Source organism: Microbulbifer sp. CNSA002, assembly GCF_047324085.1.
Lineage (GTDB): Bacteria > Pseudomonadota > Gammaproteobacteria > Pseudomonadales > Cellvibrionaceae > Microbulbifer.
In genome coordinates this window covers 2429867-2454738 of sequence record NZ_CP172449.1, presented here as the reverse complement: position 1 = coordinate 2454738, position 24872 = coordinate 2429867, and the positions used below count along the sequence as shown (strand labels likewise).

Sequence of the window (24872 nt, the reverse complement as noted above, 5' to 3'; positions counted from 1 at the left end):
TTGGATATAGCGTTTTAATCTCCCCAGTCGCCGACCTTGTCGGCACCGGGGATCTGATACTCGAGATAGTCTTCAACAGTGAATGGCATCTCACTGATGACTGCGCGCACGCGCTCACCAATAGCCTGTGTCTCAGGACGCGCATTGGCCAGCCCGGTATAGGGTATGCCTTTGCCGCTGGCTACGTCTGGATATTTACGCTTGAATAAACGGTGGCGAGCCACCATATGATTGAACTGGCCCTGGGTGTAAATTAACGGCACCAGCTGCGGGGACTCCTCCCGGGGGTCCATATATAAATCGTAATAAGCCTCCGGCATCCCCGACCCTGCCACCTCGCCCGCTCCCAGCCAATGCCTCTTATATCGCCCCTTTACTGTTGCCCCCAATTCCTTACCCGTATAGATAAATACATAATCCCGGCGGCCATGAGTATCGCCGTTTAGGAACAGAGCGGTCTGGTCGACGCCATCAACGACGCGATCCGTGGGAATAGCATCAGTTGCTCCACCCAAGCGAGCGAAAGTCGTATACAGGTCAGTGATATGAATAATATCTCCTGCCGTTTGTCCCGCTTCGATAGTTCCTGGCCACCAGGCAAAAGCAGGTACGCGAACGCCGCCCTCAGTAAAATCCCCTTTGCCACCCCGATACAACATGGGCAGCATTCCCCACCCCGCCGGCGGACTGTGAACCATAGGGCCGTTATCCGCCATTGCAACGAACAAGGTATTTTCAGCGAGCCCTAAGCTTTTCAATTCTTGCATCAGCACCCCGACAAAGTTATCCATCGCCGGGAAAGCATCGGCAACCATCAGCCCGGCTACCGAGCGCTTGGGGTTATACATCGCCATGAAATTAAGGAGATTGGGCCAGTAGGCAACGAAAAACGGTTTCTTCTGCTCTGCACTGCGACGAATAAAGGCCAGCGTTCTCTGTTCTGCCTCTGGATCAAACTTAGCGAAGCACTCGTTGGATGTTCCGCACCACTCTCGCCCGGGTTGTCCCTTTTTCCCTTCAATATTCATTACCCAGCCAGCGGGAATCAGACCAGGGCTGTCCAACTGATAGGGATCAGGTGGATAGATTTCGGGGAACATGCCCAGCACCGCATTTGCTACATTTGCCTGGGGGTTAAACAGGGAGGTAATCTGGTTCATCGGAGTGAACAACGCCTCATCGAACCCCTGATTGTGCAAATAACTCTCCTCGATATCTCCAAGGTGCCCCTTGCCGAAAAAGCCTGTCGTATAACCCGCTTGCGAAAGTACCTCGGCAATAGTGACCTCTTCTGCGCGTAGACCGGAAAACTCATGGGGCATACCCACTTCACCCATGCCATAGCGCACCGGTAGCCGTCCGGTGAGCGCAGCAGCGCGGGTTGGTGTGCATGAGGGCTCAGAGTACATGCGAGTAAAGTTGATACCCTCTGAAGCCATCTGGTTTAGATTTGGCGTTGAGTAGCCAAAGTTCTTTTGTAACGCAGGAAAGCCAACAGCTCCAAATGCAGTGTCATCCCACAGCAGAAATACGATATTCGGTGGCTGTCCATATTTCTGCCGCAACTGCTGTAAGCGTTGCTCAAGCTCCGCATCCTCTTGATCCCAACGATCGCTGTTTTGCATCTTGAGAATATAAAACTCGGCATCGTGTACAACTTGCCCCTCGACATTGAGAGTGATGCAAAGGAGCCAGATCATAATCAGGTGGCTTTTGACGGACATGAGCTTCCTATAGATCGCAGAAAAGTATCTAACAATTTAGAGGAGCGCAGGGGCTTGGAAGAGGAAGAGCGAGTTTAAGCGGGGTAAAGAGCGCCTCGTTTTCCAGCAAATGCCAGAGTCGAGGCGCCAATTTCGTGAGAGAAGTAACTACCCTCTATCTACTTATCCCGGCTGTCGGCCATAAGAGCCGGCCATGCGGCGCGCAAGTACATCACCATCGTCCACAAGGTGAGGCCGGCAGCGATATAGAGCAGCAGGTATCCAATAGTTTCCATCACCGGAAACTCTCTAACATCGAAGGCAAGCAGAACAAGAATTGCTGCCATCTGTGCGGTGGTTTTGACTTTGCCTACATAGGAAACGGCAACGCTGCTGCGCTGCCCCAGCTCAGCCATCCACTCCCGCAACCCAGAGACCGCGATCTCTCGACAGATGATCACCGCCGCAGCAATCGCAAACAGCGGATTGTCATGCAGTCCCACCAGCAAGACCAATGCCGTAGCCACCATTAGCTTATCGGCAACCGGGTCCAGAAAGGCACCGAGGGCAGTACTCTGATTTAATTTTCTGGCGAGATAGCCATCAAGCCAATCGGTAATTGCGGCAACTGCAAAAATTGCAGCAGAAGCAATGTAACTCCACTTGTACGGCAAATAGAAAACCAAAACAAAAAATGGGATCAAAGCAACACGTAAAAGTGTCAGTTGATTGGCGATTGTCATACTTTTCTCAATTCTTGCGGAGGGCGTACGTTATCAAGCCATCGCGCAAAATGAAACGCTTTGGAAAAAACTGGCCATTTAATCGCCAGCTCAATCCTGTTCTACTCGTGGTGTAGTGCCGAGTATATATCCTGAGCTAGTTTCCGGCTGATACCATCCACGCTGGCGATCTCCGTTACTGTTGCGCGCTTTAGCTCCTGCAAACCTCCGAAATGTCGCAGCAGCGCCCTGCGGCGAGTGGGCCCTACTCCAGCGATACCTTCCAATGGAGACTCCCTGCGTTTTTTATCCCGTTTTGCCCGGTGGCCAGCGATAGCAAAGCGGTGCGCTTCGTCTCGCACTTGTTGAATTAAGTGCAGCGCTGATGAGTCGGCGGAGAGTACAAGCTCTTTGTTACTGGAAACCACATGTAATGTTTCAAAGCCCGCTTTTCGTGTAGTTCCTTTGGCAACACCAATAATTTGCACTCCGACGATGCCCAGCTCATTCAGAGCTTCGACCGCTTGTGTAACCTGGCCCTTCCCTCCGTCGATCAACAGGATATTGGGGAATTTGCCCTCGCCACCGGAAAGGCGCGTATAGCGCCGCTTTAGCGCCTGCCCCATTGCCGCATAATCATCACCCGCCTGGATACCCTCAATATTGAATCGGCGATAATCCGACTTCACCGGGCCGCCGATATCAAATACAACACAGGACGCAACCGTGGCCTCACCGGAAGAATGGCTGATGTCAAAGCACTCAAGCCTCTCCGGGAGCTGCTCCAGTTCTAATACTTCCTGGAGCTTCTCGAAACGGTTGTAGAGTTTTTGCTGGGCTGCAGTTCGACTAGTCAAATTCTGTTGCGCTGCCTGTTGCGCCATTTCAACCCAAGTGGCCCGCTTGCCACGCAACTTATGGGTGATACCGACATCGCGACCACACTGCTCGCTAAGAGCCTGTTGAAGTGGTTCGAGATCCTGTAAGGCCTCTGAAACTAAAATCTCACGGGGGATCTCTCGGGGACTGCCCAGGTAAAATTGCGGGACAAATGCGGAAAGTAGCTCTGGCGGTGTGAGTCCCAGGCGCTCACTGGGAAAATAACTGCGACTCCCCAGAATTCGCCCCTGCCTGACAAACAGAACGTGTACGCAACAGCTACCGCCCTCACTGGCTATCCCCAGCACATCCACATCGCCACTTGCACCCTCAGCTACCTGATCCGCTTGTAGACGACGCAGCGCGGAAATTTGGTCTCGCAGTCTCGCGGCTTTTTCAAATTCCAGCGCCCGGGATGCCTCATCCATTTGATCGGCCAACTCCTGGATAATGCTGTCACTTTTACCCGTGAGAAACATCTCTGCGTGGCGAACATCCTGGCGATAGTCCTCGGGAGAAATAAAATCGACACAGGGAGCAGTGCAGCGCTCTATCTGATATTGAAGGCAGGGCCTTGAACGGTTGCGAAAAACACTGTCTTCACAAGAGCGGATTCGAAAAGTTTTTTGCAAAAAGTTCAGGCTGTCGCGAACCGACGATGCATTTGGAAAAGGTCCGAAGTATCGGCCTTTCTTGCGCTTGGAACCACGGTGGAATGCAATACGGGGAAAAGTGTCATTGCTGGAAAGAAAGATATAAGGGTACCCTTTATCATCCTTCAGCATCACATTGTATGGGGGCCGCTGGGACTTGATCAGGCTTTGTTCAAGCACCAGGGCTTCGGTTTCACTGCGCGTAACGGTGACTTCGATGTTTCCAATACGCTGCACCAGCGCCATGGTTTTTGTCGTTAGTCCGGAGCTGCGAAAGTAGCTCGACAACCGATTGCGAAGGTTCTTGGCTTTCCCTACGTAGAGGATTTTATTTTCGGCGTCGAACATCTGGTAGACGCCGGGTTTGCGAGTTACTGTCGCGAGGAAACGCTTGCTATCGAACATCTGGCAACCGGCCTCAATATTTTAAGAAATCAGCCACTTTTCAATTAAAGTGCAGCATCTGGGTCGAGAATTTGGTGTTTAACAGCGAGGATCGTCAACTCTACATCACTATTAATATCCAACTTCTCAAAAATCCTGTAGCGGTAACTATTCACCGTTTTGGGGCTTACCGAGAGAGACTTTGCAATATCCGCAACCTTGGCGCCATTGACGATCATGTCTGCAGTCTGCAATTCCCTTTTAGATAATTTTTCAAACGGAGATTGCTGATCATCCTGGCCACTGACACTGCGCATCGCCATTTTGGTTGCCATGGAATTACTGATAAAAACACCACCTGAAATAACCGTCCGTATCGCTCGAACCATTTCTTCAAGGTCCGCGCCTTTAGTCACGTAACCCATTGCCCCAGCCTGCATCAAGCGGCCCGGGAATAAATCATCATCGAGTGCACTAACGGCAACAACCTTTGCCTCCGGGCACCGCTGCAGCAGCTTTCTAGTCGCTTCAAGGCCGCCCATTCCTGGCATTTTTACATCCATCAGAATGACATCAACATTAGACCGGCGAACGAATTCCAGGGCCTCCTCGCCACAGTTTGCCTCTCCGGCGACTTCTATATCCTCAACATCACCCAGCATGCGCGAAATGCCCATTCGCACAAGATCGTGATCATCCACCACTAAGACTTTGATCAAGCTATCCCCAACTACGGATAAGTGCAGTGGCTACGCCGCGTATACATCCCCAACGCACGAGCTCTATAAACTGCGTTCTTCTTTTTAGCTCACGGTGAAACTACCCCGTGTAGGTCCCCCCGGAACCCAACCGCAACATACCAGACAAAAACGCTACTGCAAAGCAGAAGCACCGTTTCAAATGCTGCTGAACAGACATTTGACCACAGGATCTTGCTGCCTTTATAACATTTAATTATAGCGTAAAAACGTACCAATTAATTTTTCTGCGATCAAGATGAGCACTTCCGCAAAATTTGCGATAGAAGATTCATTTTATCGCAGAAAATATTTATGAAAGAAATCGGAATATGAGAAAATGTTAGAGGTTGAATTCGTTATAACAAAATAATCGTCAACAACTAGAACAATTCTCTACTGAAATTCAGGCTGAAAACTGCCAACCCCACCCAATAACTTGCACTTTTCTATTGGGTACTTGCTAACTGCAATTCAGTGAAGAATAAAAGAAGGGATTGTCCGCACCCTCATGCAAACAATCTTGAATGGATTAAGGGTAATAGCGCGGCTCAGGCTCCAGGGTAACACCAAACTTAGCCTGCACATCAGAAGCGATAGCGCGAGCCAATCGTGTCACCTCATCACCCCGGCCCCGGCCGGGATTAACCAAAACCAATGCCTGCTGGTGGTGAACTCCTACCGCTTCTTGCCGCCTGCCCCGCCAACCAGCGCGATCAATTAGCCAACCTGCCGCCAGCTTCCAACCCTCACCGCTGGCATAAGCTACTAAATCGGGATGTTCCGATTTTAGGTTTTGGTAAATGTCCGCATTCACCACAGGGTTTTTAAAGAAGCTGCCAGCGTTGGGAATTTGATCGGGGAGCGGTAATTTACTGTTGCGAATATCGATAACCGCAGCGGAAATTTGTGCGGGTGTTAAAGAGTCACAATCCCAACCTTGCTGGTCAATAAATTGCTGTAGGGCCGGGTAAGCTACCTTGGGCTGCCAATCTTGTGCAAGGCGAAGGTTAACCTGGGTAATAATAAATTGATCGCGCAACTGCCCTTTAAACACACTGTCCCGGTAATCAAACTCACAGTCCGACGCGGAAAAGTTATGTAGTGCACCTGTCGAAATTTCCATGGCCTGCAAGCTGCAAAAACAGTCACGCAACTCTACGCCATAGGCGCCGATATTTTGGATTGGGGCTGCACCCACTTTACCTGGAATCAGCGCGAGGTTTTCCAAGCCTCCCATGCCCTGCTCGACAGTAGACATAACCAGCTGGTGCCACCCCTCCCCGGCCGCCGCCTCAATCGTACCGCCACGACCATTGGGAGTAATTGTTAGCCCTCGCAGCCCAACCTGAATTGCAAGCCCGGGAAAGTCTCCCGTTAATACGATATTACTGCCCCCACCCAACGGCAGAATCGGCAAACGCTTCTGCTGCGCAAAGCTCAAAGCCTCACGCAATTCATCCAGGGTTTCCACACGCGCAAAGTAAGCGGTGTTTGCTGAAATTGCGAGAGTATTGTGGGGCTGTAAATCAATATTGGCTTCAATCATTAGGTTCTACATCAGGCCAGGGTTTCTCGCATACGCTGAAGATCCTGCTCAGTATCTACGCCACCGGGCACTTCTGCGCAGGCATCCGCTACGTGAATCTCTTGGTCGTGGTAAAGAAAACGCAGCTGCTCCAGAGCCTCGAACTTTTCTAGCGGGGCCATAGGCCAGGATACAAACTGGCGCAATAGCGCAACACGGTAAGCATAGATACCAATATGGCGACGAGGTTCCAAGCCCCTTGGCAGTTCACTGCTATCCATCGCAAAGGCATCTCTGGGCCATGGGATTGGCGCTCGTGAAAAATACCTGGCCAACCCGGACTCAGTTGTCACTACCTTGACGATATTCGGGTTGCGAAAATCCTCCACTGAGGTGATGGGTTCCGCCAGGGTTGCAACGCCGGCTCTCTTGCTAGCCGCCAGGTTTTCAGCCACTTGATTTATCACCTCGGCGGGTATCAAGGGTTCATCGCCCTGCACATTGACCAAAATGCGGTCCTCGGCAAGGCCCAGGTTCTGAGCCACCTCCTGCAGTCGGTCAGTTCCCGAGGCATGCTCGGCAGATGTCATACACACCTCGGCGCCGAAGCCGTGGGCCACCTCCGCTACACGCATATCATCGGTGGCTATAACCACCCTCTCGGCATCGCTCTCACTGGCACGCAAATAAACATGCTCCACCATCGGCTTGCCGCCGATATCAGCCAAGGGCTTACCTGGCAGGCGACTGGAGCCATATCGCGCGGGAATAATGACATCGAAAGAAGAGTTATTTTTCATTTTCACTAAACTGTTGCAGGTGCTTGTGCACCTTTTGGTAAAAAAGATCTGGCAACTTGGCCCGAACCTCAAGCGCCCACCAGTGACTCTCCCAGAAATCGCGACATTTCACCGCATCTTTCATGGTCATGATCACGGGGGTTTCCCCATCGAAGTGCAGTTCCTGGGGGCTGAATTGATGATGATCGTCAAAAGGTTGCTCTGTCACCTCGAACCCTAGCGCTTGCAGTGACCGGAAAAACCGCTTGGGATTACCGATCGCTGCCACCCCGTGGCAAGGCCCGACTTCAGGCCCTGACGGCAGGCGCAATGTGGAGGTTTGGTCGAGGTTAAACTGGTGCCAGCAGGAAGGCTCGAGCGTCATTTCAAACTCTAAAAGCCCACCGCACTGATCCCTGACTTTGGCTTCTGGCTCTCCATTACTAACCAGCATGTCGACGCTTTGCAGGCGCGTCACCGGTTCCCTCAGAGGTCCTCTGGGCAGCATATGACCATTGCCCAAACCGCGATGACCATCAACTACACAAATTTCATAGCTGCGCCACAAACTATAGTGCTGCAGCCCATCGTCGGACAAAATAACATCACACTGGTGATAGTCGATCAGGGCCTGCGCCGCCTCGGTGCGATTAGGGGAAACCATCACCGGCACACCGGTGATTAAGTGCAGCATCAGCGGCTCATCCCCGGACTCCAGGGGGTGGGATTGGGCAGTCACCTGATAGGGATATTTTTCTGCACGACCACCATAGCCACGGCTGATAATCCCCGGATTGTGACCCCGCTCCTTTAGCCAGCGAGCCAGCTCCGCCACCAATGGTGTTTTACCCGCACCGCCAACGGTGATATTACCGATGACGATGACAGGAACTGATAAGGGCTCCGGTGGAGTGCGAGAACTCATTACCCGGCGCCGCTTGCTCACCCCCCCATAGAGTAATTCCAGCGGAGTGAGCAGGGAGAGCGAGCGACCTTCACCCTTTTCCGGGTACCAGCGCTTGTTAAACCAGTCTTCCAGTGACATCCAGGTGCCCTACCCCATTGTTTGCTGCTGTAACAGAGATGCGTATCGACCACCCTGGGCGAGCAGCTCTGCGTGATTCCCACTCTCTACAATTCGACCTTTCTCCATCACCAGGATGCGATCGGCATTCTCGATCGTACTCAGGCGGTGGGCGATAACAAACGTAGTGCGGTTTTTCATGACTTCAGCCAGAGCCGCCTGAATATGGCGCTCCGATTCATTGTCCAGTGCTGAGGTGGCCTCATCCAAGATCAGTATGGGCGCATCCTTAAGCAGGGCACGGGCAATAGACAAGCGCTGGCGCTGGCCGCCGGAGAGCATCTGCGCATTATCCCCCAGAACCGTATTCGCCCCCTCAGGCAGCTCTTCAATAAATTGAGCTGCATGTGCCTGCTCCATAGCACGCAGAACATTTTCCTTGGGTGCATGCTCTAATTCACCGTAGGCAATATTGCGATATACAGTGTCGTTAAACAGCACGATATTTTGGGAAACCATACTGATATGGCGGCGCAACTCTTTAAGTGGCACCTTGGAAATATCAGCCCCATCGACCAAGATACGTCCACCTGTCGGCTCGTAAAACCTAGCCAGCAGACTTACCAGCGTGCTCTTGCCGGAGCCAGATGCACCCACCAGGGCCACTGTTTCTCCCGGATTTACCGCGAAACTGATGTCGGAGAGTACTTTAGGTGCTGCCGGGTCATAGCTAAACTCAAGCCCGTCAAAAGCTACTGTGCCATTCACAGGCTTAGGTAGCTGAGCTTCACCATCCTGGGGCTCTCTGGGAGCATCCATTACTTCAAAGATACTCTCCGCTGCCGCAATACCCTTCTGGATATCGGCAAAAATTTCGGAAAGGCTGCGCACTGGCTTGGCCAAGGATGCAGCCGCACCAATATAGGCGGCAAAAACCCCAGCAGTCATGGACTCAACCATACCCGGTGCCAGAGCCAGCCAGACAATAGTTGCAGTAGACAAACCAACCAGTATCTGAATCACAGAAACACTGGCATTGTTTGCTACTACGAGCTTCATAAACTGCCGACGGTTATTGTCGCTGGCAGAGAGGAAACGGGATTTCTCGTAATCCTGCCCCCCATACATCCGCACCACTTGATAGCCATTGATCGCTTCCTGGGTGACATGGGTAACGTCACCCATGGAATTCTGGATGCGATGGCTTAATTTGCGGAAACGCTTACCCACGATGCGCACAATAAAGGCGATCAAAGGGGCAAAAAGGAAGAAGGTTAAAGTCAGCTTCCAGTTCACCAATAACAGGTAGGTCAAGAGACCGATTACCGTAAACGACTCGCGGAAGAGTACCTTCACCGCCTTGGTGATGGAGTTGGTTACCTGCTCAACATTGTATGAAACCTTTGAGATCAGGTAAGCGCCGGTATAGCGGTCAAAATAGGAGCTGGGAAGCTGGCCAATTCTCTCAAATAGCTGTGTTCGCAACTCGTGGATCACTGCACGGCCCACATAGGCCAAACCATAGCTGCCGACAAAATTGCCAATAGCCCTAAGGACAATAATCAGCAACATTGCAAGCGGTACAAGCCAACGAGCAGTCTCCTGGGGCATTACTCCATCGGGGTAATAGGATGCTACAAACTTTGAGAGAAACCCGCGACTCTCTTGGATACCTGCCCCCACTGCATCGAGCAACAGCTCAGTCACAGCAATCAGGCTAACACCCATGATCGAAAACAGGAAGAAGCCCAGTACCGCAACCCCGAAAATCGCCATGTGCGGGCGGGCATAAGTGAGCAATCGACGGTAAGTTTCCGCCCCATTTTGCGGTTTGCTGGGGGGCGCTTTTACTTTCTTCATACAGACCAATGAATGGACTCGCCCCAACTGGGGCGAGTGGGCACAGAAACCGAAGGTAAGTCAGCTCCCTACAGGGTTCCGCGCTAGTTTTCTTCCGGCTGCCGTGTAGTAATGCTTAGGTTGACAAAGCCTAGCTGTCCAGCGGCATCCATTGCCCGAACCACGGCTTGGTGATGAGCGGTGGCGTCGGCGGTTATCACAAGCGGGCGATTGTACTCGCCTGCGGAAACTTCCGACAGCGCAGATTTGAGGGTGTTGATCTTCTTATTGATCAAAGCTTGTCCATCTATTGAATAAGAACCATCAGCACTGATCAAAATCTCTACAGATTTAGGTTGGTCAACAGACTGAGGACCTGCTGCTTCAGGCAGGTTCAGCTTAAGATGGCTTTCCTTGGTGAAGGTTGTAGACACCATAAAGAAAATCAACAGCAGGAATACCACATCGATAAGTGGTGTCAGGTTAACCCCTTCCTGCTCTGTGGCTTGGCGGCGGAATTGCATGCTTGCTACCCCGCTCAGGCCGCATCTTCGATTTTACGATCGCTGTGCAGAGCATCCACAAGCTTGACAGCTTCCTGCTCCATTGCCACAACAATCGTGTCAACGCGACGCTGGAAGTATCTGTGTGCCATTAACGCAGGGATAGCGACAGTCAGGCCAGCGGCAGTGGTGATCAATGCCTGGCTAATACCACCGGCCAGTACGCCTGCATTACCGGTACCTTCCACCATAATCGCGGTAAAGACCTGGATCATACCGATCACAGTACCCAGCAAACCAATCAGCGGTGCTACGGCAGCAATCGTGCCCAAAGCACCCAGGAATCGCTCCAGTTCATGCACAACCTGGCTGGCAGTTTCCTCGATGCTATCTTTCATTACTTCGCGACCGTGGCGGGAATTGGACAGGCCCGCAGCAAAAATTTTTCCCAGTGGGCTGGAGTCGCGCAGCTCCTTCAATTTTTCCGCATTGACCTGGTTATTTTTAAGCCAGCCCCATACCTCACCTAATAAAGTACGTGGTGCAATATGCTGCGAGTGCAAAGTCCAGAAACGCTCGACACAAATAGCAATAACCGCTACAGAGCAAAACAGGATTGGCCACATCAGCAGGCCGCCGGATTTTATTATCTCAAACACTTTCTTAGCCCCAGAAAACCAGAGGGAATTTTTGGAAAATTATTACTGCGTCCTCGACGCAGAGCAGCACTTTATCACAGCTGGTGCCGGCGGCTAAGTCCTCCCACGCATCCTTATTCCCTGTTGTGACTCGCATACCAAAACCGTGGTGCCAAACGAGCCTGTAAAATTTGCGGCTCTTGTTCTCCGGCTCGCCAGAAAAATTCTACCGCTCCGCTCTCCGCAGTACTGAAAATGCTGGCACCGAAGTTTTGGTAGCGCTTCACAACATCGGTGTGAGGGTGGCCAAAGTGGTGTCGGAAACCGGCACTAAATACAACCCGTTTAGGCCTGGCCCATTCGAGCAAAGCGACCGATGAGGAAGAGCGGGAACCATGATGGGGCGCAATCAGTACGTCAACAGCGGGAAATTGTGGATACATTTTAGACAGTTGATATTCAACCTTACGACTGATATCCCCAGTAAGCAGTAAACGCACCCCCTGCCACTCAGCCAAAATTACACAGCTGTGATCGTTCTCCTCACCATCCAGTAATTCCTCTCCCTGTGCCGTTAAGGAAGGCCATAACCATCGAAATGATATATCTCCCAGTTGCTCTTCCGTTCCTGCCCGACACTGCTCAGTAATCGTGGCTGGCGATAATGGTAAATTGCTAGCTAAAGTCCCTGGAGCATAGAGCTTTTTTGCCTCAATGTTTCTAAGTAAACCCTCCACGCCGCCGGCATGATCCCTATCGCCATGACTGACGATCAGCACATCGAGTTCACTACCTCCGCTACTCATCAAGTAGGGAGCCACTATCGAGCCTCCCGCGCTCCAGCCCGAGGGGATTGAAGGCCCTGCATCGTAAACAATACGGCTTTTTCCGGTGCTGATAACTACTGACAACCCCTGACCAACATCCAGCACTGATAATTTCAAACGCTCATCTGCCGGTGTCAATGTAGAAAGCCAGGGCTGAGCAACTGGAAGAAAAAATAACCAGCCCAACTTGCGCCCTGGCAACCCTTTAGGCAGCAAAAGTAGCACCGCGCCAAGCCCGGCAATGACTATCCCCAATGCAGTGGAGGCAATCGCAAAACCACGAAACCCCGGTATCGAATGATCGACAATATTGAGCGCAGTCATCAGCAGATCCAATTGCCAACCTGCAAACTGCAGCAGCCAAACACCCAGCTGAGTATCAATAAATACAGCACCTAACATAAGTGATGGCAAAATAGACAGACCCATCCAGGGAATCGCTACAAGATTGACCAATACACCTGAAAAGCTAAAGCCAGAAAAATATATTATCGATGGGATAAACAGGCCAATTGCAATCAGCCACTGGCTTCGCAACAGCTGCCATAACGATAACTGGGAAAATCGGTGCTGCCATGAGGTTACAGCACCAGGGGCCTCAGCCTTCGGCCCCCATTGCGGCTCTCGACTTAAAGCAATTCGCCCACTAAACCCCAAAAGCAGACTGCCGACGGCCACGAAGGACAACCAAAAACCAGCACTGTAAAAAGCCAGTGGCTGCAGGCTAAGCACTATTGCCAGTGCCAATGAGAAAGCAAAACCCGCTCCCAGTCTGCGCCGCCAGTGCCACCCCAGCAATAACACCCAGGTCATTACAAGCGCCCGTTGTGCGGATAGAGGAACGCCGGCGATCAAGGTATAAGCAAGGCTCGCCACCAAGGCGAGTCCTATCGCAATACCAAAACGGCTGGTGCCCGTAAAAAGCCCAATCCCTTTTGCCAGTATGGTGCCCATCAACAAAATACAACCGGCCACCATGCCCACATGTAAGCCGGATATGGCAATAAGGTGGCCCGTACCTGTCCTTTTAAGCAGGTCGGTATCACCTTCGCTCAACTGACTGCGATCCCCTAGTAATAGCGCCGCTATCAGGTCCGGTCGTTGGATCGGTAACTGACTAATTTGGGAGCGCAATTCATCCCTTAACTCAATAATGCCATTCCCCTGCCCCAACCACTGAGGAGGATAATCGCGGGGGCGAACATACCCTGTTGCCGTAATTCCCTCTCGCAAAAGCCAGCCTTCATAGTCGAATGTATGTGGATTCACACTTCCCCTAGGGCTTCTCAATCGCACAGGCAATATCCATTGAGAGCCACCCCGCAGACGAGCCAGAGCCTCACCGTCAACTCGGTACCAGGTTAGGTTGAGAAGGCTTCCGATAGATAGCTCTGGCGGTGCTAACTGGGCACCCTCTTCAGCTAAAGGACTGGAAACAATATCCACAACTCGAGCGCGAAAACGCACCGTGTGTGACTCTGAACTAGCGCCAAACCCTCCCCCCTCATTTAATTCAGGCAGCGAGACCAGGTTCAACTGAAGTACAAAGTCCGCACCATGTGCACCGAGGGGGAGCCGGCGATCCAGCGATGCTTCATGAGAGTGGAGTGCCCAGGTCGCACCAATAAAGGAGAGAAAGATCAGAGCAAGGGGGCGCCAGCGGCGTATTACCACCCAGGCAAACAAGGCTAGAGAGAGATACAGTGCCCACAGAGTGCTTTCAGCGGGTAATCGGGCAAGACATCCCACTGCGATAATAGATAGCGAATAGACCCAAAGATATATGCTGGGCCCCATGTAGACGACAATGCCTCTCGCCTTAGCCAGCAGGTGAGAAAGCTGCTGAATTCGCTCCCGAAAACTCCATAATTCCATCCCCAGCGCCATCCCTTACACCATCTTTTTGTTCAACTATTGACCACCTTCACTCAAATCAACGATGATTGCGAACCGCCGCTTCAGGCGCCTAAAACCTTAATATAGCTAGCTAACCTGCCATTCATAGCACTGGCCAGTCACATATTTTTAAGAAAAATGCCATTTTTAACATGTTTGTCATATTCAAAACGCAGAATCCGCACCAAATCGAAAGGCAGCCAACTAGGACGACACGGAAGGCACCTTTCAACCCAAAACCATAAACTGTGCGAGACGATTATGAATAAGACCGCTCTCTCTCTGGCCATCGTTGCCATGGTACCTGCTCTGGCCAACGCCCAAGATGAAGGCGATGTACTCGACTTTTACGGCAAAGCCAACGTCACCTTCCAGGCTGCCGATGAAGGTGATGATTCCGTCACTGACGTTCAGAGCAACGCTTCCCGCCTGGGCGTGAAAGGCGAAATCGCCCTGACTGAAGGCGTTAAAGGTATCTACCGTATGGAATACGAAGTAGATATGGACGGTGACGCTGACGATACTTTCTCCCAGCGCAACATCTACGCAGGCCTGGAAGGCGGCTTTGGCCAGGTCATCGCTGGTAAGTTCGATACTCCCCTGAAAGTTGCCCAGAAGAAAGTTGACCTGTTCAACGACCTCGAAGGCGATATCAAGAGCCTGATCACCAGCAGCGATAACCGCGAAGAAGACGCACTTCAGTACACTACTCCTTCTTTCGGTGGCTTCAAAGCTTCTGCGGCTTTCATCAGCAACAAAGAAGAAGTTATTGACGAAACTACCGGCGAAGAACGCAACAACGGCGTTTCCATGTCTGTCGCCTATGACAACAACGGTGTTTACCTGGCCTACGCTATGGACCAGGACGTTGAAGGTCAGGACGTTGACGTTCATCGTTTTGTAGCTCAGTACAACATCGGCCCTGTACAAGTAGGCGCCCTGTTCGAAGAGCAAGATGCTGACGGCGGCGAAACTGTCGACGGCTGGATGAGCTCTGTTGCTTACAAGCTGGACCAGTGGACTCTGAAAGCCCAGTACGGCCAGTCTGATATCAAAGAAGAAGGCGGCGAGACTTTCAGCCTGGGCGCAGACTACAAATTCAACAGCGCAGCCAAAATTTTCGGCTTCTACACCGACGAAACTGCTGACGAAGACTACGATCGCAGCTACGCCGGTATTGGTGTTGAATACAAGTTCTAATCATTCCTTAAATGTGGCGGTCCAAATTGGAAAGTGCGACTCTGCCGCTTGGGGAAGATTGAGCAATGAAAAAGGCGGCCTTTGGCCGCCTTTTTCACTCTGGGGAATTTCCTAAGGAGCCCCTAAATAACCAATAGATCCATAAAGCGATTAACTGACAACTGCTTTAACCCTTGAAGATCATTAATAGCTGCAAAAATTTTGTTAGCCCGCCCTTGAGGGAATCGCGTAGCTAAATTACTACGGAACTTATCTTCCAATAACGGAATCCCCTCCCGTCGGCGACGGCGGTGTCCCATCGGATATTCAACTTCAATCTTTTCTGATGCGTCACCACTTTTAAAAAATACTTGTACCGCACTGGCTATAGAACGCTTATCTGGGTCTAAATAATCTTTTGAGTAACCTTTATCTTCTATCACTTCAATCTTGTCCCGCAAGATATCGATCTCTTTGTGATCGCGATGAAAATCATCTTCATAAAAACCTGGCTGTAAGTCACCAAAAATTAGCGCCACTGCAACAATATATTGCAAACAATGATCCCGATCTGCCGGATTATTTAATGGACCTGATTTAGTGATGATGCGAAGGGCTGATTCATGTGTGGTCACTACCACCTTGGTAATATTATCGATACGGTCTGCAACCTGTGGATGTAAAATAATTGCCGCCTCACAAGCTGTTTGACCGTGAAACTCAGCCGGATAAGAAATTTTGAATAAGATATTCTCCATGACATAGGAGCCAAAACTTCTGGGGAACTGAAAATTGCGCTCTGATGGTGGTTTCAGTTGCTGCTCCGCATTTGTCTTGCTAAACAGGACATCATAAAAACCCCATTGCTTTGCCGTAAGTACTCCGGGCACTCCCATTTCTCCACTTATCGCCAAATCAGCCAAGCGAACCCCACGGGAACTGGCATCACCTGCAGCCCAGGACTTGCGTGATCCAGTATTCGGGGAATGCCTATAGGTCCGCAATGCTCCACCATCCGCCCACGCCTGAGACACCGCCGCCATTACTTCCTCCCGCCCAGCGCCTTTAAGCCAGGCAGCCACAGCGGCAGAAGCAACCCGCACCAGTAGTACATGATCGAGCCCAACCCGATTAAAGCTGTTAGACAATGCCAAGACACCTTGAATCTCGTAGGCTTTGACCATTGCTTCGAGTACCGCGCCCATTTTTATTGGGCTTCCCCCTTTAACTAATCGCCCTTGCGACAGGTGGTCACAAACGGCCAATATTGCCCCAAGATTGTCAGAGGGATGCCCCCATTCAGCCGCCAACCAAGTGTCGTTGTAATCGAGCCATCGAATTGTACAGCCGATATCCCATGCAGCTTTTATCGGGTCCAAGCGAAATCGGGTGCCAGGTACCCGGGCCCCATTCGGCACCCATGTCCCCTCCACCCAGGGTCCTAACAACTTTGTACATTCAGGGAAACTCAACGCCAGAAAGGCACACCCCAGGGAGTCCATCAGGCTTAACCGTGCTGTTTCCCAAGCATCACTGGAACCCACTTTGAAATGAAGCACATAATCTGCGATATCCTGTATCACCTGATCGTAATCGGGGCGGATATTCGGAGCGGGGTCAGCAATCATGATTGAATAGCCCGTGAAATTGTCGGAGGGCAAAACAGATGGAGTAAGATTAGCTGCTTCCTAAACTTCAGATAGCTAAACAAACGACCGAAGAATTCTATATTGTTAGGAACCTCTAAAAACAGGAATCAACCCACTTGCAACGAACTAGCGACCCAATAAAAACACTTCGATTCCTCAAAGAAACGGTATTATTCCGACAAGGGGATTCTGGTCCCCAGATTTATTTTATTCATGCCGGCTACGTCCTTATCCAAAAAGTGGACTACTGCGGCAACCTAGCCATTATCGATCTCTATGGGCCCGGATCATGGTTTGGACCAGGTCTAACTGGGAAAAACCTGGACATTCAAGCAACCGCCAAATCCGGCAGTGAACTGGAAGTTACATCCATTCAACATCTAAACGCCATGATGGAGCGCCAATCACAGACCCACGATGAGCTATTGCAACAACTAGCCACAAGGGAATCTCAGCTTCAGCAACGTCTTTTCCTCCACATCACCGCCCCTTTACCGGTCCGGCTGGCCAATTTGTTAGCACAGCTATTTAATTACCGGGGACAACCCTGTGGTCATGGACATCAACTCGACATCAAGTTGACCCAGTCCGAATTGGCCGCCATGGCCGGTGGCAGCAGGCAAACAGTCAGCCAACAGCTTAAACAGTGGAAGTCTGATGGTGTTATCGACTATACGCGCCAATATATCTGCCTTCTCGATCAAACCGCGTTAAAAAGCCTGGCAGAGAACCAAATATATGCGCCAGTGTCAGCCAGCTGACAGTTTTACCCTTCCCACCTTCATATACTTTCCAGCAGCTGAAACCCGGGTATAGCTCTCCCACATCAACAGCAATGGAAAAGGATTATGCGCAGCGCCTACTTATTTACCTCTTTAGTTCTGACACTCGTATTGGGTATTTCTGCAAAGGCCGATGAAAACCTCAATTCAACCTATAAAAGCATGGTTGATAGCCAGGGGAATATTACTTTGCCGGATAATTACCGCCGGGAATGGGTCTTCCTGGGCTCCTATCAGGTAAAGTCCTCGAGTGGCGATGGATGGGATACTCATAATGTTTATACCCAACCCGAGGCAGTAGAAGGGTATCGCAAAAAGGGGAAGTTTCCCGATGGGACAGTTTTGGTAAAGGATGTTAATAGCACCCAATCGGAGCCCTTAACCACAGGGTTGGCTTATTACTCTTCAGACCTTCAATTCACTTTTATGATGGTAAAAGACGATAACAACCGCTTCCCAGAAAACCCGGCTTGGGCCGAAGGCTGGGGATGGGCTTTATTTAAGCCAGGAATAGCCAAAAGTGAAACTGAAACCTGGAAAGGCACCGGGCTTAACAACTGTTTTGGATGTCATTTGCCTGCCAAGAATAATGACTGGGTATACACACAGGGTTATCAGCAGGTCCTGCAGAACTAAAAAGTAAACAGCAAAAATCAGAGGTTAGAGGTCTATTATTCGGCTAGAGTAACAGCATAGATTCCCTCCATAACAGCTTATCACCCCCACCCCAGCGCTAATTGATTTATATCAATTGGCGCGATCTTAAATACCGTTAACATGCGGCCGCGTCCGACTATTCCACTATGAGTTTTTCCGTGTTTAAACCTGAGTTACTGTCCCCCGCAGGGACTTTAAAAAATATGCGATATGCGTTTGCCTATGGAGCCGATGCCGTTTATGCCGGCCAACCCCGCTACAGCTTGCGTGTGCGCAATAATGAATTTAAAAATATTGAAACCCTGCGCCTAGGCATAGAAGAAGCACACCAGCAGGGAAAACAGTTCTATATCGCCTCTAATATCGCCGCTCACAACGACAAAGTTCGCAGTTACCTGCGGGACCTGGAAGAAATTGTCGAAATGGGGCCTGACGCCCTGATTATGTCCGACCCAGGTCTGATAATGATGGTAAGGGAGCGCTGGCCTGATCTGCCAGTCCACCTATCCGTACAGGCCAATGCGGTAAACTACGCGACCGTAAAGTTCTGGCATCGCCAGGGGTTATCTCGGGTGATACTTTCCCGGGAACTGTCCCTAGATGAGATTGAAGAAATTCGCCAGAAAGTGCCCGAGATGGAGTTGGAAGTCTTTGTCCACGGTGCGCTCTGTATCGCCTATTCCGGGCGCTGCTTGCTATCCGGTTATATGACCCATAGAGATGCCAACCAGGGCGCCTGCACCAACTCCTGCCGCTGGCAATACCAAGCTCATGAAGCCAAAGAGAATGAAGTTGGCGAGTTGATTCATGTGCAAACCCAGGAAACTATTCAGCAACCCGCCCAGCAACCCACCTCCGCCAGTGACATTACTTCCCAGGCCTTTTTACTACAGGAAGAGGGTCGCCCTGGAGAGTATATGCCTGCCTACGAAGATGAGCACGGTACCTACATCATGAACTCCAAAGATCTGCGGGCCGTACAGCACGTCAAGCGCCTCTCGGAAATGGGCGTTCACTCTTTAAAAATCGAAGGTCGCACCAAATCCCACTACTATGTGGCTCGTACTGCTCAGATCTATCGTCGCGCGATAGACGATGCTGCAGCAGGAAAAGACTTTGACATGAAGATGATGGACGAATTAGAAACCCTCTCGAACCGGGGCTACACGGAAGGTTTCTACCGTCGCCATCCACCAGCAGAATACCAGCAATATGAAAAGGGATTGATATCAACTCCGGGCCAACAGTTCGTAGGCGAGCTTATTGACGGCAGTCCTGAGTATTTGACGATTGATGTAAAAAATCGCTTTGAACGCGGTGATCAATTGGAGTTAATGACTCCCAGCGGTAGCTTGTTCTTCCCCTTGGCGCAAATGGAGAATACGGAAGGCAAAGCGATCGATGTAGCTCCGGGATCCGGCCATATCGTGCAAATACCTCGACCAGAGGGGGTTGATGACGATCAACTTCAACAGGCGCTATTGGTCAAAGCTCTGGGATAACCCTCGGCCTGTAATTTGCACTATGGCTTATCAAGCTCTTCGTTTTGCAAATATATTTTGTTAAAGGTGTAGTGGTTTAGACAATCTACCGGATTCACTAAGCCACGACACCTTTATTCCCACTACATCTCCACAATTTTACTTGTGAACCTATCCTCAAAATGCATTGGGTAATCGTTAAACCTCTCAAGTTACTGCCCACCTCATAATATTCAAACCATCCTGTATTTCCCCACCATTCACCGCAAGCAACTGGTTCTTGTACCAATTTTCCTGCATTTTCAGCCTCACCTAAAACCCTTTTAAAGCCCTGAGTTTTGATCACAAAAATATGCTCGACAGTACTAATTACAAGATAAAAACCCGCCCTCCCTCGGAGTTCCAACAGGAATACACCCGTTTTAAATAGTTATGATTTTCCACCTCTAACTCGCCCCCGCATCAAGGTTTCACAGTAGAAAAGCGTGCAACGATTGCTTAACCAAGGAAATGCCGCAATATGGATATTATTAAACCTAAGAAACGCCCCCTGATTAAGCACCCTTTAATGCTGGGTGGTGCTGCTCTTGCTTTTGTGGCATTTACCAGCACCCTCCTGTTACTTCCTGACAGCGCCTATAAGGTAGAGCGGGAACAGCTAATGTTGGGTACCGTCCAACGGGGAGACCTACAAGTTGTGGTAGATGGTTATGGTAGGCTGCGTTCAGACAAGCAGACGTTAATTACCGCTCTAACCGCAGCGAATGTTGAAAAAATCATGTTGCGTCCCGGTGCAGAAGTACAAAGTGATAGCATCATTATGCAGCTGAGCAACCCAGAATTAATGCGCGACCTGGATGCAGCCGAAACCTCCCTGGAACAAGAGGAAGCTAATCTGCGTCGGCTTGTTCTGAACAACCAGCGCGATGTTCTCGCGGAGGAAGCCATACTCGCGGAACTGAACTCCAATTACCAAGTGATCAAGTTGCGTCGCGAAGCTGAGGACGAGCTGGTAAAAAGTGGAGTGGTTTCCCAGCTCACCTACCAAACCACCGTCTTACGCCAGGAACAGATGAAAAAACGTGTGGACCTGCAAAAACAGCGTATCAATCACTTGCGCAAAGTCGCCGTCGAATCAGAGTTGATCCAGCGCGAGCAAATCAACCAAGCCCAAACCCAATTGCAAAGTATCCAGCAACGTACAGACCGACTGACAGTACGCGCCGGCCTGGACGGCATACTGCAACGACTACCGGTAGAGCTGGGGCAAGGCGTCGATCCCGGGCAGGAGCTGGCACTGATCGGCAGCGAGACTGATCTTCTCGCTTTGGTTCAAGTACCACAATCCAAAGCAGAACAACTGGAAGTTGGCCAGCCCGCTGAAATTGATACCCGCAGAGAAAAAGTCGAAGGTATGGTAACCCGTATTACTCCTGAGGTTCGGGACGGCAATATTGAAGTGGAAATTGCTTTTAGCGCGGGCGCGCCAGAGTCTGCCAGGCCACAGCTGAACGTCGATGCCCGGATCTTCACTGACACGATGGAAGATACGCTGTTCGTCGAGAGACCTATCAATGTGCAGAGGCACAGTGAGGCCAATCTGTTCCTGATTAACGAAAACGGGGAGGAAGCGGCACTTCAACCGATCAGCTTCGGCGAGGAGTCAGGTCGATATATCCAGATCACCCAAGGCCTCAGTGAAGCGGACCGCATCATCCTCTCGGATATGGCCAATTTTAATGAAGCTGAGCATATCCAGATTATTGACTAAAGCGAGAAAGGGAGTTCGCTATGTCCAAGCCAATCCTCCATATGTCCGGGATCACTAAGGTGTTCAGCACCGAAGAAATGGAAACTCACGCCCTGCGGGGCGTTGACCTGAGTATTTACCAGGGGGAATTTGTATCTATCTGCGGCCCCTCGGGTTGCGGTAAATCCACACTTCTCTCGATTCTCGGCCTGCTGGACCTCCCCACCAGCGGCAGCTATCAGATTGAAGGCATTGAAGTCGCTCAATTGTCGCTGAGTGAGGCGGCGACTATTCGCAACGAGAAAGTAGGCTTTATCTTCCAGTCCTTTAACCTGATTGACGAACTCTCTGTCTACGACAATATCGCCCTACCCCTGCGATACCGCCGCAATCCCATTCCCAAGCCTGAAGCCGACAAAAAAGTGAAACACTGCCTGGAGAAGGTGGGAATGAGTCACCGGGCCTCTCACAAACCTAACCAGTTATCCGGTGGCCAACAGCAGCGAATCGCCATAGCCCGGGCGCTAGTTGGCAATCCATCCCTACTGCTGGTGGACGAGCCCACCGGCAATCTGGATTCCCACAATGGCGATGCAGTAATGGATATGCTGCGACAGCTCAATAATGAAGGGACCACCCTGTGCATGGTGACCCATGACCCTCGTTATGCAGACATGGCCAGCCGCCAATTGCATCTGCTGGATGGAAAAATCTCAACACCGCAGCCCATACTAGAGCCCCATGAGATGGCCCTATGATCACCACAAAGGACCTGTCCATCGCCCTCCAGTCCATCAATCGGGCGCGGAGCTACGCCACCACTATTATTCTGACCCTGGGTATCACTCTCGGCGCCCTGGTAACACTATTTAATCTCAACTACCAGCTGTTAGCCAAACCCCTACCCTACCCGGACGAAGATCGGCTGTATGTCGTGAATGGTAATCTCTACCAGAACAAGCAGCTGCGGCTGGAAAACAACAGCCAATACCCCGCCCTGGTTGAAATCTATAAGAACGATAGTTTCTTCGAGTCCAGCGCCCTGGTGTACTTCTGGGAAGATGTGGTTCGCAATTTATCCGGATCACCACGGGTTAATGTTTCCTATGTCTCTCCAGAATATCTCCAGCTGGCTGGAGCACCCCTGGCCCTGGGCAGACAATTCAATACCGATGAAGGGCTCGACAGCCGAGTCCCTGTGGCGGTTATCAGCTATCAAACCTGGGAGCAGATGTTCCGGCGCAACCCAAATGTCTTGGAGCAAAGCCTGCAATTTGGGGAGGTGGACTTTCGCATTGTCGGCGTCACTGCCAAAGACTTCATTGAACCCCAAATCTATAAGCAGGGCCGGCAAACGGCGGTCTGGCTGCCCTGGGACTTTAACGATACACAAGTAGAGCGCAGAAATAATTGGAGAGGCTTCCTGCCTTTCCGCATGCTCACAGGAAAGCTGAAGCCGGGCATTGACCCCGCCAGTGCGGGGCATGAATTGAGCACATTAATGGATGCCCAGTATCAATCGGCCCTAGCGGGAAGATCCTCTTCGGTAGAAAGGTCCGTTGAATACCGACTCACCCCCTTCGCCAATAAAATACTTGGCGACAGCGCCACGCGAACCCTAATGGTAATGGGCGGTACACTGGTGCTTCTGTTAATTGCCTGCGCCAATGTTACCAACCTGATTCTTTCTCGCGCAGCCAAACAACAACGCAATATGGCGATACAGGTCGCGTTGGGCGCACATAAAAAACATATCTTTTTGGCCCTGCTATGTGAAATCGGCCTACTTATGTTAGGGGCTGCATTACTTTCTCTACTTTTAGCCCTGGGATCGACGGAAGTATTAAAGGTGATGGCTACGGAACAAATTCCTCGCATTCAAGAGCTCACCTTAAACTGGCAGACACTGGTTTTTGCACTGTTGTGTGCCTTACTGCTCGCCCTGTTCTTCTCAGCCATAGTCAGTCGCCAGGTTAATTACCGCGCACTGAATCAAATGCTGCAGAGCAGCGGCAAAGGTTCCGGCGTACAGATCTCGCCTCTAATTCGCAAAGTCCTCATCAGCAGCCAAGTGGCGATGACCAGTTTGCTTATCGTCGCCAGCTTGCAGATTTTCCTTCAAGCTAACCGACTGATTAACCAGCCCTTTGGCTTCCCCTTGGACAACGTTCAAGTGATGACTCTGAATATCGGCAATCTTAGGAGTGCCCCCACTGCCGAACGGGAGAGTTATCTGAAGGCCATCAGGCAAAGATTGCTGGAGCACCCTAAAGTACAAAATGCCAGCCTAAGCCTAAACACTCCTATCTCCATCAGCCGGCCACTCTGGACCACATCCCTGAGTCATGATGCCAGCCGACAAAACCCGGTGATGACCAAGACCACAGTGGTCGACGAAAACTACCTTTCCATTTTGCGTATGCCTTTGATAACTGGCCGCCATATCAATGCGGCTGAATTTTCCGATAACAATCGCATGATGCTCGTCAACGAAACCCTGGCCCAGCAACTGGAGCCGGATGGAGAAGTATTAGGCAATCGCTACTACTGGCGAGGTGACTTGCCCTACCAAGTGGTCGGTGTAGTACGCAACGCAAGCCTGCCCGGCAAAAAGGAACCCGCCCGCTTATTTGTGCGCGGTATCAACGTGAGCTATCCCCTACTCGTACTCAGGCATAAGCCTCACCAACCGCTCAGCACCACAGAGATTAATCGGGAGTTTGCCGAAGTAAACAGGCAGTACAAAGTTTCTGAGCTATTCACCCTGGAGCAGGCGCGAGACCTACTCCTAAGCAATGACCGGGTCTCAGTTTGGGTAACCACCGCCCTGACATTACTGGCACTTAGCCTCGCTGCCATCGGTATCTTTGGAGTGCTCAGTTACAGTGTACAACTGCGGCGTACTGAGCTTGGCGTGCGCATGGCAATCGGCGCCCGCCCAGCGATGATTTTCTATCACACCCTGATCGATAGCCTGATTCCCGTCGTTATCGGTATCGCTGTAGCGACTTTGGTCCTCGTCCCTCTGGCGCTTTGGCTTGAGCAAAGCGAGTTCAGTATTGAAACCAGCCTATGGGGCTGGCTGCTACCACCATTGCTTATTATCGGCCTAACCGCCTCGGTGACCCTGCTTTCAGTATGGAAGATAATCAACAAGCCCGCGATTTACGCATTGCAAGGAACAGGATAATTACTTTCCACCTGTAGCCGCTGCTTGAGGTTGCGCGCTCATCGTGCAATCTTTACAGCAAATACAACAATA

At 51.0% G+C, this 24872-nt stretch carries 20 protein-coding genes; 7 read left to right on the top strand and 13 right to left on the bottom strand.

The window, feature by feature from the left end:
* Positions 1-14 precede the first annotated feature (14 nt).
* From ACG1BZ_RS11000 to ACG1BZ_RS10950, 11 genes are all read right to left on the bottom strand, one after another.
* Positions 15-1724: a sulfatase-like hydrolase/transferase gene (locus ACG1BZ_RS11000; RefSeq protein WP_413665676.1), complete on the bottom strand. Its 1710-nt coding sequence runs from the start codon at positions 1722-1724 to the stop codon at positions 15-17.
* Positions 1725-1882: 158 nt separating this feature from the next.
* A complete protein-coding gene (gene pgsA / locus ACG1BZ_RS10995) occupies positions 1883-2446 on the bottom strand; it encodes a CDP-diacylglycerol--glycerol-3-phosphate 3-phosphatidyltransferase (protein ID WP_413665675.1) in 564 nt (187 codons plus the stop codon).
* 101 nt (positions 2447-2547) lie between these two features.
* Complete coding sequence (uvrC, locus tag ACG1BZ_RS10990) at positions 2548-4362, bottom strand: excinuclease ABC subunit UvrC (protein WP_413665674.1); 1815 nt, start codon at positions 4360-4362, stop codon at positions 2548-2550.
* A 44-nt stretch (positions 4363-4406) separates the two neighbouring features.
* Positions 4407-5060, bottom strand: coding sequence for a response regulator (locus ACG1BZ_RS10985; protein ID WP_413665673.1), 654 nt, complete (start codon positions 5058-5060; stop codon positions 4407-4409).
* A gap of 550 nt (positions 5061-5610) precedes the next feature.
* Complete coding sequence (gene murB / locus ACG1BZ_RS10980; RefSeq protein ID WP_413665672.1) at positions 5611-6627, bottom strand: UDP-N-acetylmuramate dehydrogenase; 1017 nt, start codon at positions 6625-6627, stop codon at positions 5611-5613.
* An 11-nt stretch (positions 6628-6638) separates the two neighbouring features.
* A complete protein-coding gene (gene kdsB / locus ACG1BZ_RS10975) occupies positions 6639-7406 on the bottom strand; it encodes a 3-deoxy-manno-octulosonate cytidylyltransferase (protein ID WP_413665671.1) in 768 nt (255 codons plus the stop codon).
* The gene (lpxK, locus tag ACG1BZ_RS10970) at positions 7396-8430 is read right to left on the bottom strand and encodes a tetraacyldisaccharide 4'-kinase (protein ID WP_413665670.1); all 1035 of its coding nucleotides are present in this window, start codon (positions 8428-8430) and stop codon (positions 7396-7398) included. The genes kdsB and lpxK overlap by 11 nt, the downstream gene beginning before the upstream one ends.
* A gap of 9 nt (positions 8431-8439) precedes the next feature.
* On the bottom strand, positions 8440-10269 hold the full coding sequence (gene msbA, locus ACG1BZ_RS10965) for a lipid A export permease/ATP-binding protein MsbA (protein WP_413665669.1): 1830 nt from the start codon (positions 10267-10269) through the stop codon (positions 8440-8442).
* Positions 10270-10352: 83 nt separating this feature from the next.
* The gene (locus ACG1BZ_RS10960) at positions 10353-10772 is read right to left on the bottom strand and encodes an ExbD/TolR family protein (RefSeq protein WP_413665668.1); all 420 of its coding nucleotides are present in this window, start codon (positions 10770-10772) and stop codon (positions 10353-10355) included.
* A gap of 14 nt (positions 10773-10786) precedes the next feature.
* Positions 10787-11410: a MotA/TolQ/ExbB proton channel family protein gene (locus ACG1BZ_RS10955; protein ID WP_413665667.1), complete on the bottom strand. Its 624-nt coding sequence runs from the start codon at positions 11408-11410 to the stop codon at positions 10787-10789.
* 113 nt (positions 11411-11523) lie between these two features.
* Positions 11524-14103 carry a DNA internalization-related competence protein ComEC/Rec2 gene (locus ACG1BZ_RS10950; protein ID WP_413665666.1) on the bottom strand — a complete coding sequence of 860 codons (2580 nt, stop codon included), beginning with the start codon at positions 14101-14103 and terminating at the stop codon, positions 11524-11526.
* Positions 14104-14373: 270 nt separating this feature from the next.
* On the opposite strand from ACG1BZ_RS10950, the gene ACG1BZ_RS10945 reads away from it, so the two are divergent.
* Positions 14374-15312: a porin gene (locus ACG1BZ_RS10945; protein ID WP_282932674.1), complete on the top strand. Its 939-nt coding sequence runs from the start codon at positions 14374-14376 to the stop codon at positions 15310-15312.
* Between the two features lie 122 nt (positions 15313-15434).
* On the opposite strand, the gene ACG1BZ_RS10940 is transcribed toward ACG1BZ_RS10945, so the two are convergent.
* The gene (locus ACG1BZ_RS10940) at positions 15435-16919 is read right to left on the bottom strand and encodes a bifunctional 2-methylcitrate dehydratase/aconitate hydratase (RefSeq protein ID WP_413665665.1); all 1485 of its coding nucleotides are present in this window, start codon (positions 16917-16919) and stop codon (positions 15435-15437) included.
* Positions 16920-17056: 137 nt separating this feature from the next.
* On the opposite strand from ACG1BZ_RS10940, the gene ACG1BZ_RS10935 reads away from it, so the two are divergent.
* From ACG1BZ_RS10935 to yegQ, 3 genes are all read left to right on the top strand, one after another.
* Complete coding sequence (locus ACG1BZ_RS10935; protein ID WP_413665664.1) at positions 17057-17701, top strand: Crp/Fnr family transcriptional regulator; 645 nt, start codon at positions 17057-17059, stop codon at positions 17699-17701.
* An 87-nt stretch (positions 17702-17788) separates the two neighbouring features.
* Entirely contained in the window at positions 17789-18358 is a 570-nt protein-coding gene (locus ACG1BZ_RS10930) for a cytochrome P460 family protein (RefSeq protein ID WP_413665663.1), read from the top strand.
* Between the two features lie 224 nt (positions 18359-18582).
* Entirely contained in the window at positions 18583-19881 is a 1299-nt protein-coding gene (gene yegQ / locus ACG1BZ_RS10925) for a tRNA 5-hydroxyuridine modification protein YegQ (protein WP_413665862.1), read from the top strand.
* A 97-nt stretch (positions 19882-19978) separates the two neighbouring features.
* Here yegQ and ACG1BZ_RS10920 read toward each other — a convergent pair whose 3' ends face one another.
* Positions 19979-20206: a hypothetical protein gene (locus tag ACG1BZ_RS10920; protein ID WP_413665662.1), complete on the bottom strand. Its 228-nt coding sequence runs from the start codon at positions 20204-20206 to the stop codon at positions 19979-19981.
* A 174-nt stretch (positions 20207-20380) separates the two neighbouring features.
* Here ACG1BZ_RS10920 and ACG1BZ_RS10915 point away from each other — a divergent pair, with 174 nt between their 5' ends.
* The 3 genes from ACG1BZ_RS10915 to ACG1BZ_RS10905 are packed head-to-tail and all read left to right on the top strand — an operon-like array spanning position 20381 to position 24800.
* Entirely contained in the window at positions 20381-21631 is a 1251-nt protein-coding gene (locus ACG1BZ_RS10915; protein WP_413665661.1) for an efflux RND transporter periplasmic adaptor subunit, read from the top strand.
* A 20-nt stretch (positions 21632-21651) separates the two neighbouring features.
* Positions 21652-22368, top strand: a complete 717-nt coding sequence (locus ACG1BZ_RS10910) for an ABC transporter ATP-binding protein (RefSeq protein ID WP_413665660.1) — start codon at positions 21652-21654, stop codon at positions 22366-22368.
* Positions 22365-24800, top strand: coding sequence for an ABC transporter permease (locus tag ACG1BZ_RS10905; RefSeq protein ID WP_413665659.1), 2436 nt, complete (start codon positions 22365-22367; stop codon positions 24798-24800). The genes ACG1BZ_RS10910 and ACG1BZ_RS10905 overlap by 4 nt, the downstream gene beginning before the upstream one ends.
* Positions 24801-24872 lie beyond the last annotated feature (72 nt).

Bases quoted from the DNA above. Each gene is read 5' to 3' on its own strand.
- kdsB (WP_413665671.1), bottom strand. From the start codon at position 7,406: ATGAAAAATAACTCTTCTTTCGATGTCATTATTCCCGCGCGATATGGC.
- pgsA (WP_413665675.1), bottom strand. From the start codon at position 2,446: ATGACAATCGCCAATCAACTGACACTTTTACGTGTTGCTTTGATCCCA.
- ACG1BZ_RS10940 (WP_413665665.1), bottom strand. From the start codon at position 16,919: ATGATTGCTGACCCCGCTCCGAATATCCGCCCCGATTACGATCAGGTG.
- ACG1BZ_RS10915 (WP_413665661.1), top strand. From the start codon at position 20,381: ATGGATATTATTAAACCTAAGAAACGCCCCCTGATTAAGCACCCTTTA.
- ACG1BZ_RS10950 (WP_413665666.1), bottom strand. From the start codon at position 14,103: ATGGCGCTGGGGATGGAATTATGGAGTTTTCGGGAGCGAATTCAGCAG.
- msbA (WP_413665669.1), bottom strand. From the start codon at position 10,269: ATGAAGAAAGTAAAAGCGCCCCCCAGCAAACCGCAAAATGGGGCGGAA.
- ACG1BZ_RS10960 (WP_413665668.1), bottom strand. From the start codon at position 10,772: ATGCAATTCCGCCGCCAAGCCACAGAGCAGGAAGGGGTTAACCTGACA.
- ACG1BZ_RS10930 (WP_413665663.1), top strand. From the start codon at position 17,789: ATGCGCAGCGCCTACTTATTTACCTCTTTAGTTCTGACACTCGTATTG.
- murB (WP_413665672.1), bottom strand. From the start codon at position 6,627: ATGATTGAAGCCAATATTGATTTACAGCCCCACAATACTCTCGCAATT.
- yegQ (WP_413665862.1), top strand. From the start codon at position 18,583: ATGCGATATGCGTTTGCCTATGGAGCCGATGCCGTTTATGCCGGCCAA.
- ACG1BZ_RS10905 (WP_413665659.1), top strand. From the start codon at position 22,365: ATGATCACCACAAAGGACCTGTCCATCGCCCTCCAGTCCATCAATCGG.
- ACG1BZ_RS10910 (WP_413665660.1), top strand. From the start codon at position 21,652: ATGTCCAAGCCAATCCTCCATATGTCCGGGATCACTAAGGTGTTCAGC.
- ACG1BZ_RS11000 (WP_413665676.1), bottom strand. From the start codon at position 1,724: ATGTCCGTCAAAAGCCACCTGATTATGATCTGGCTCCTTTGCATCACT.
- lpxK (WP_413665670.1), bottom strand. From the start codon at position 8,430: ATGTCACTGGAAGACTGGTTTAACAAGCGCTGGTACCCGGAAAAGGGT.
- ACG1BZ_RS10945 (WP_282932674.1), top strand. From the start codon at position 14,374: ATGAATAAGACCGCTCTCTCTCTGGCCATCGTTGCCATGGTACCTGCT.
- uvrC (WP_413665674.1), bottom strand. From the start codon at position 4,362: ATGTTCGATAGCAAGCGTTTCCTCGCGACAGTAACTCGCAAACCCGGC.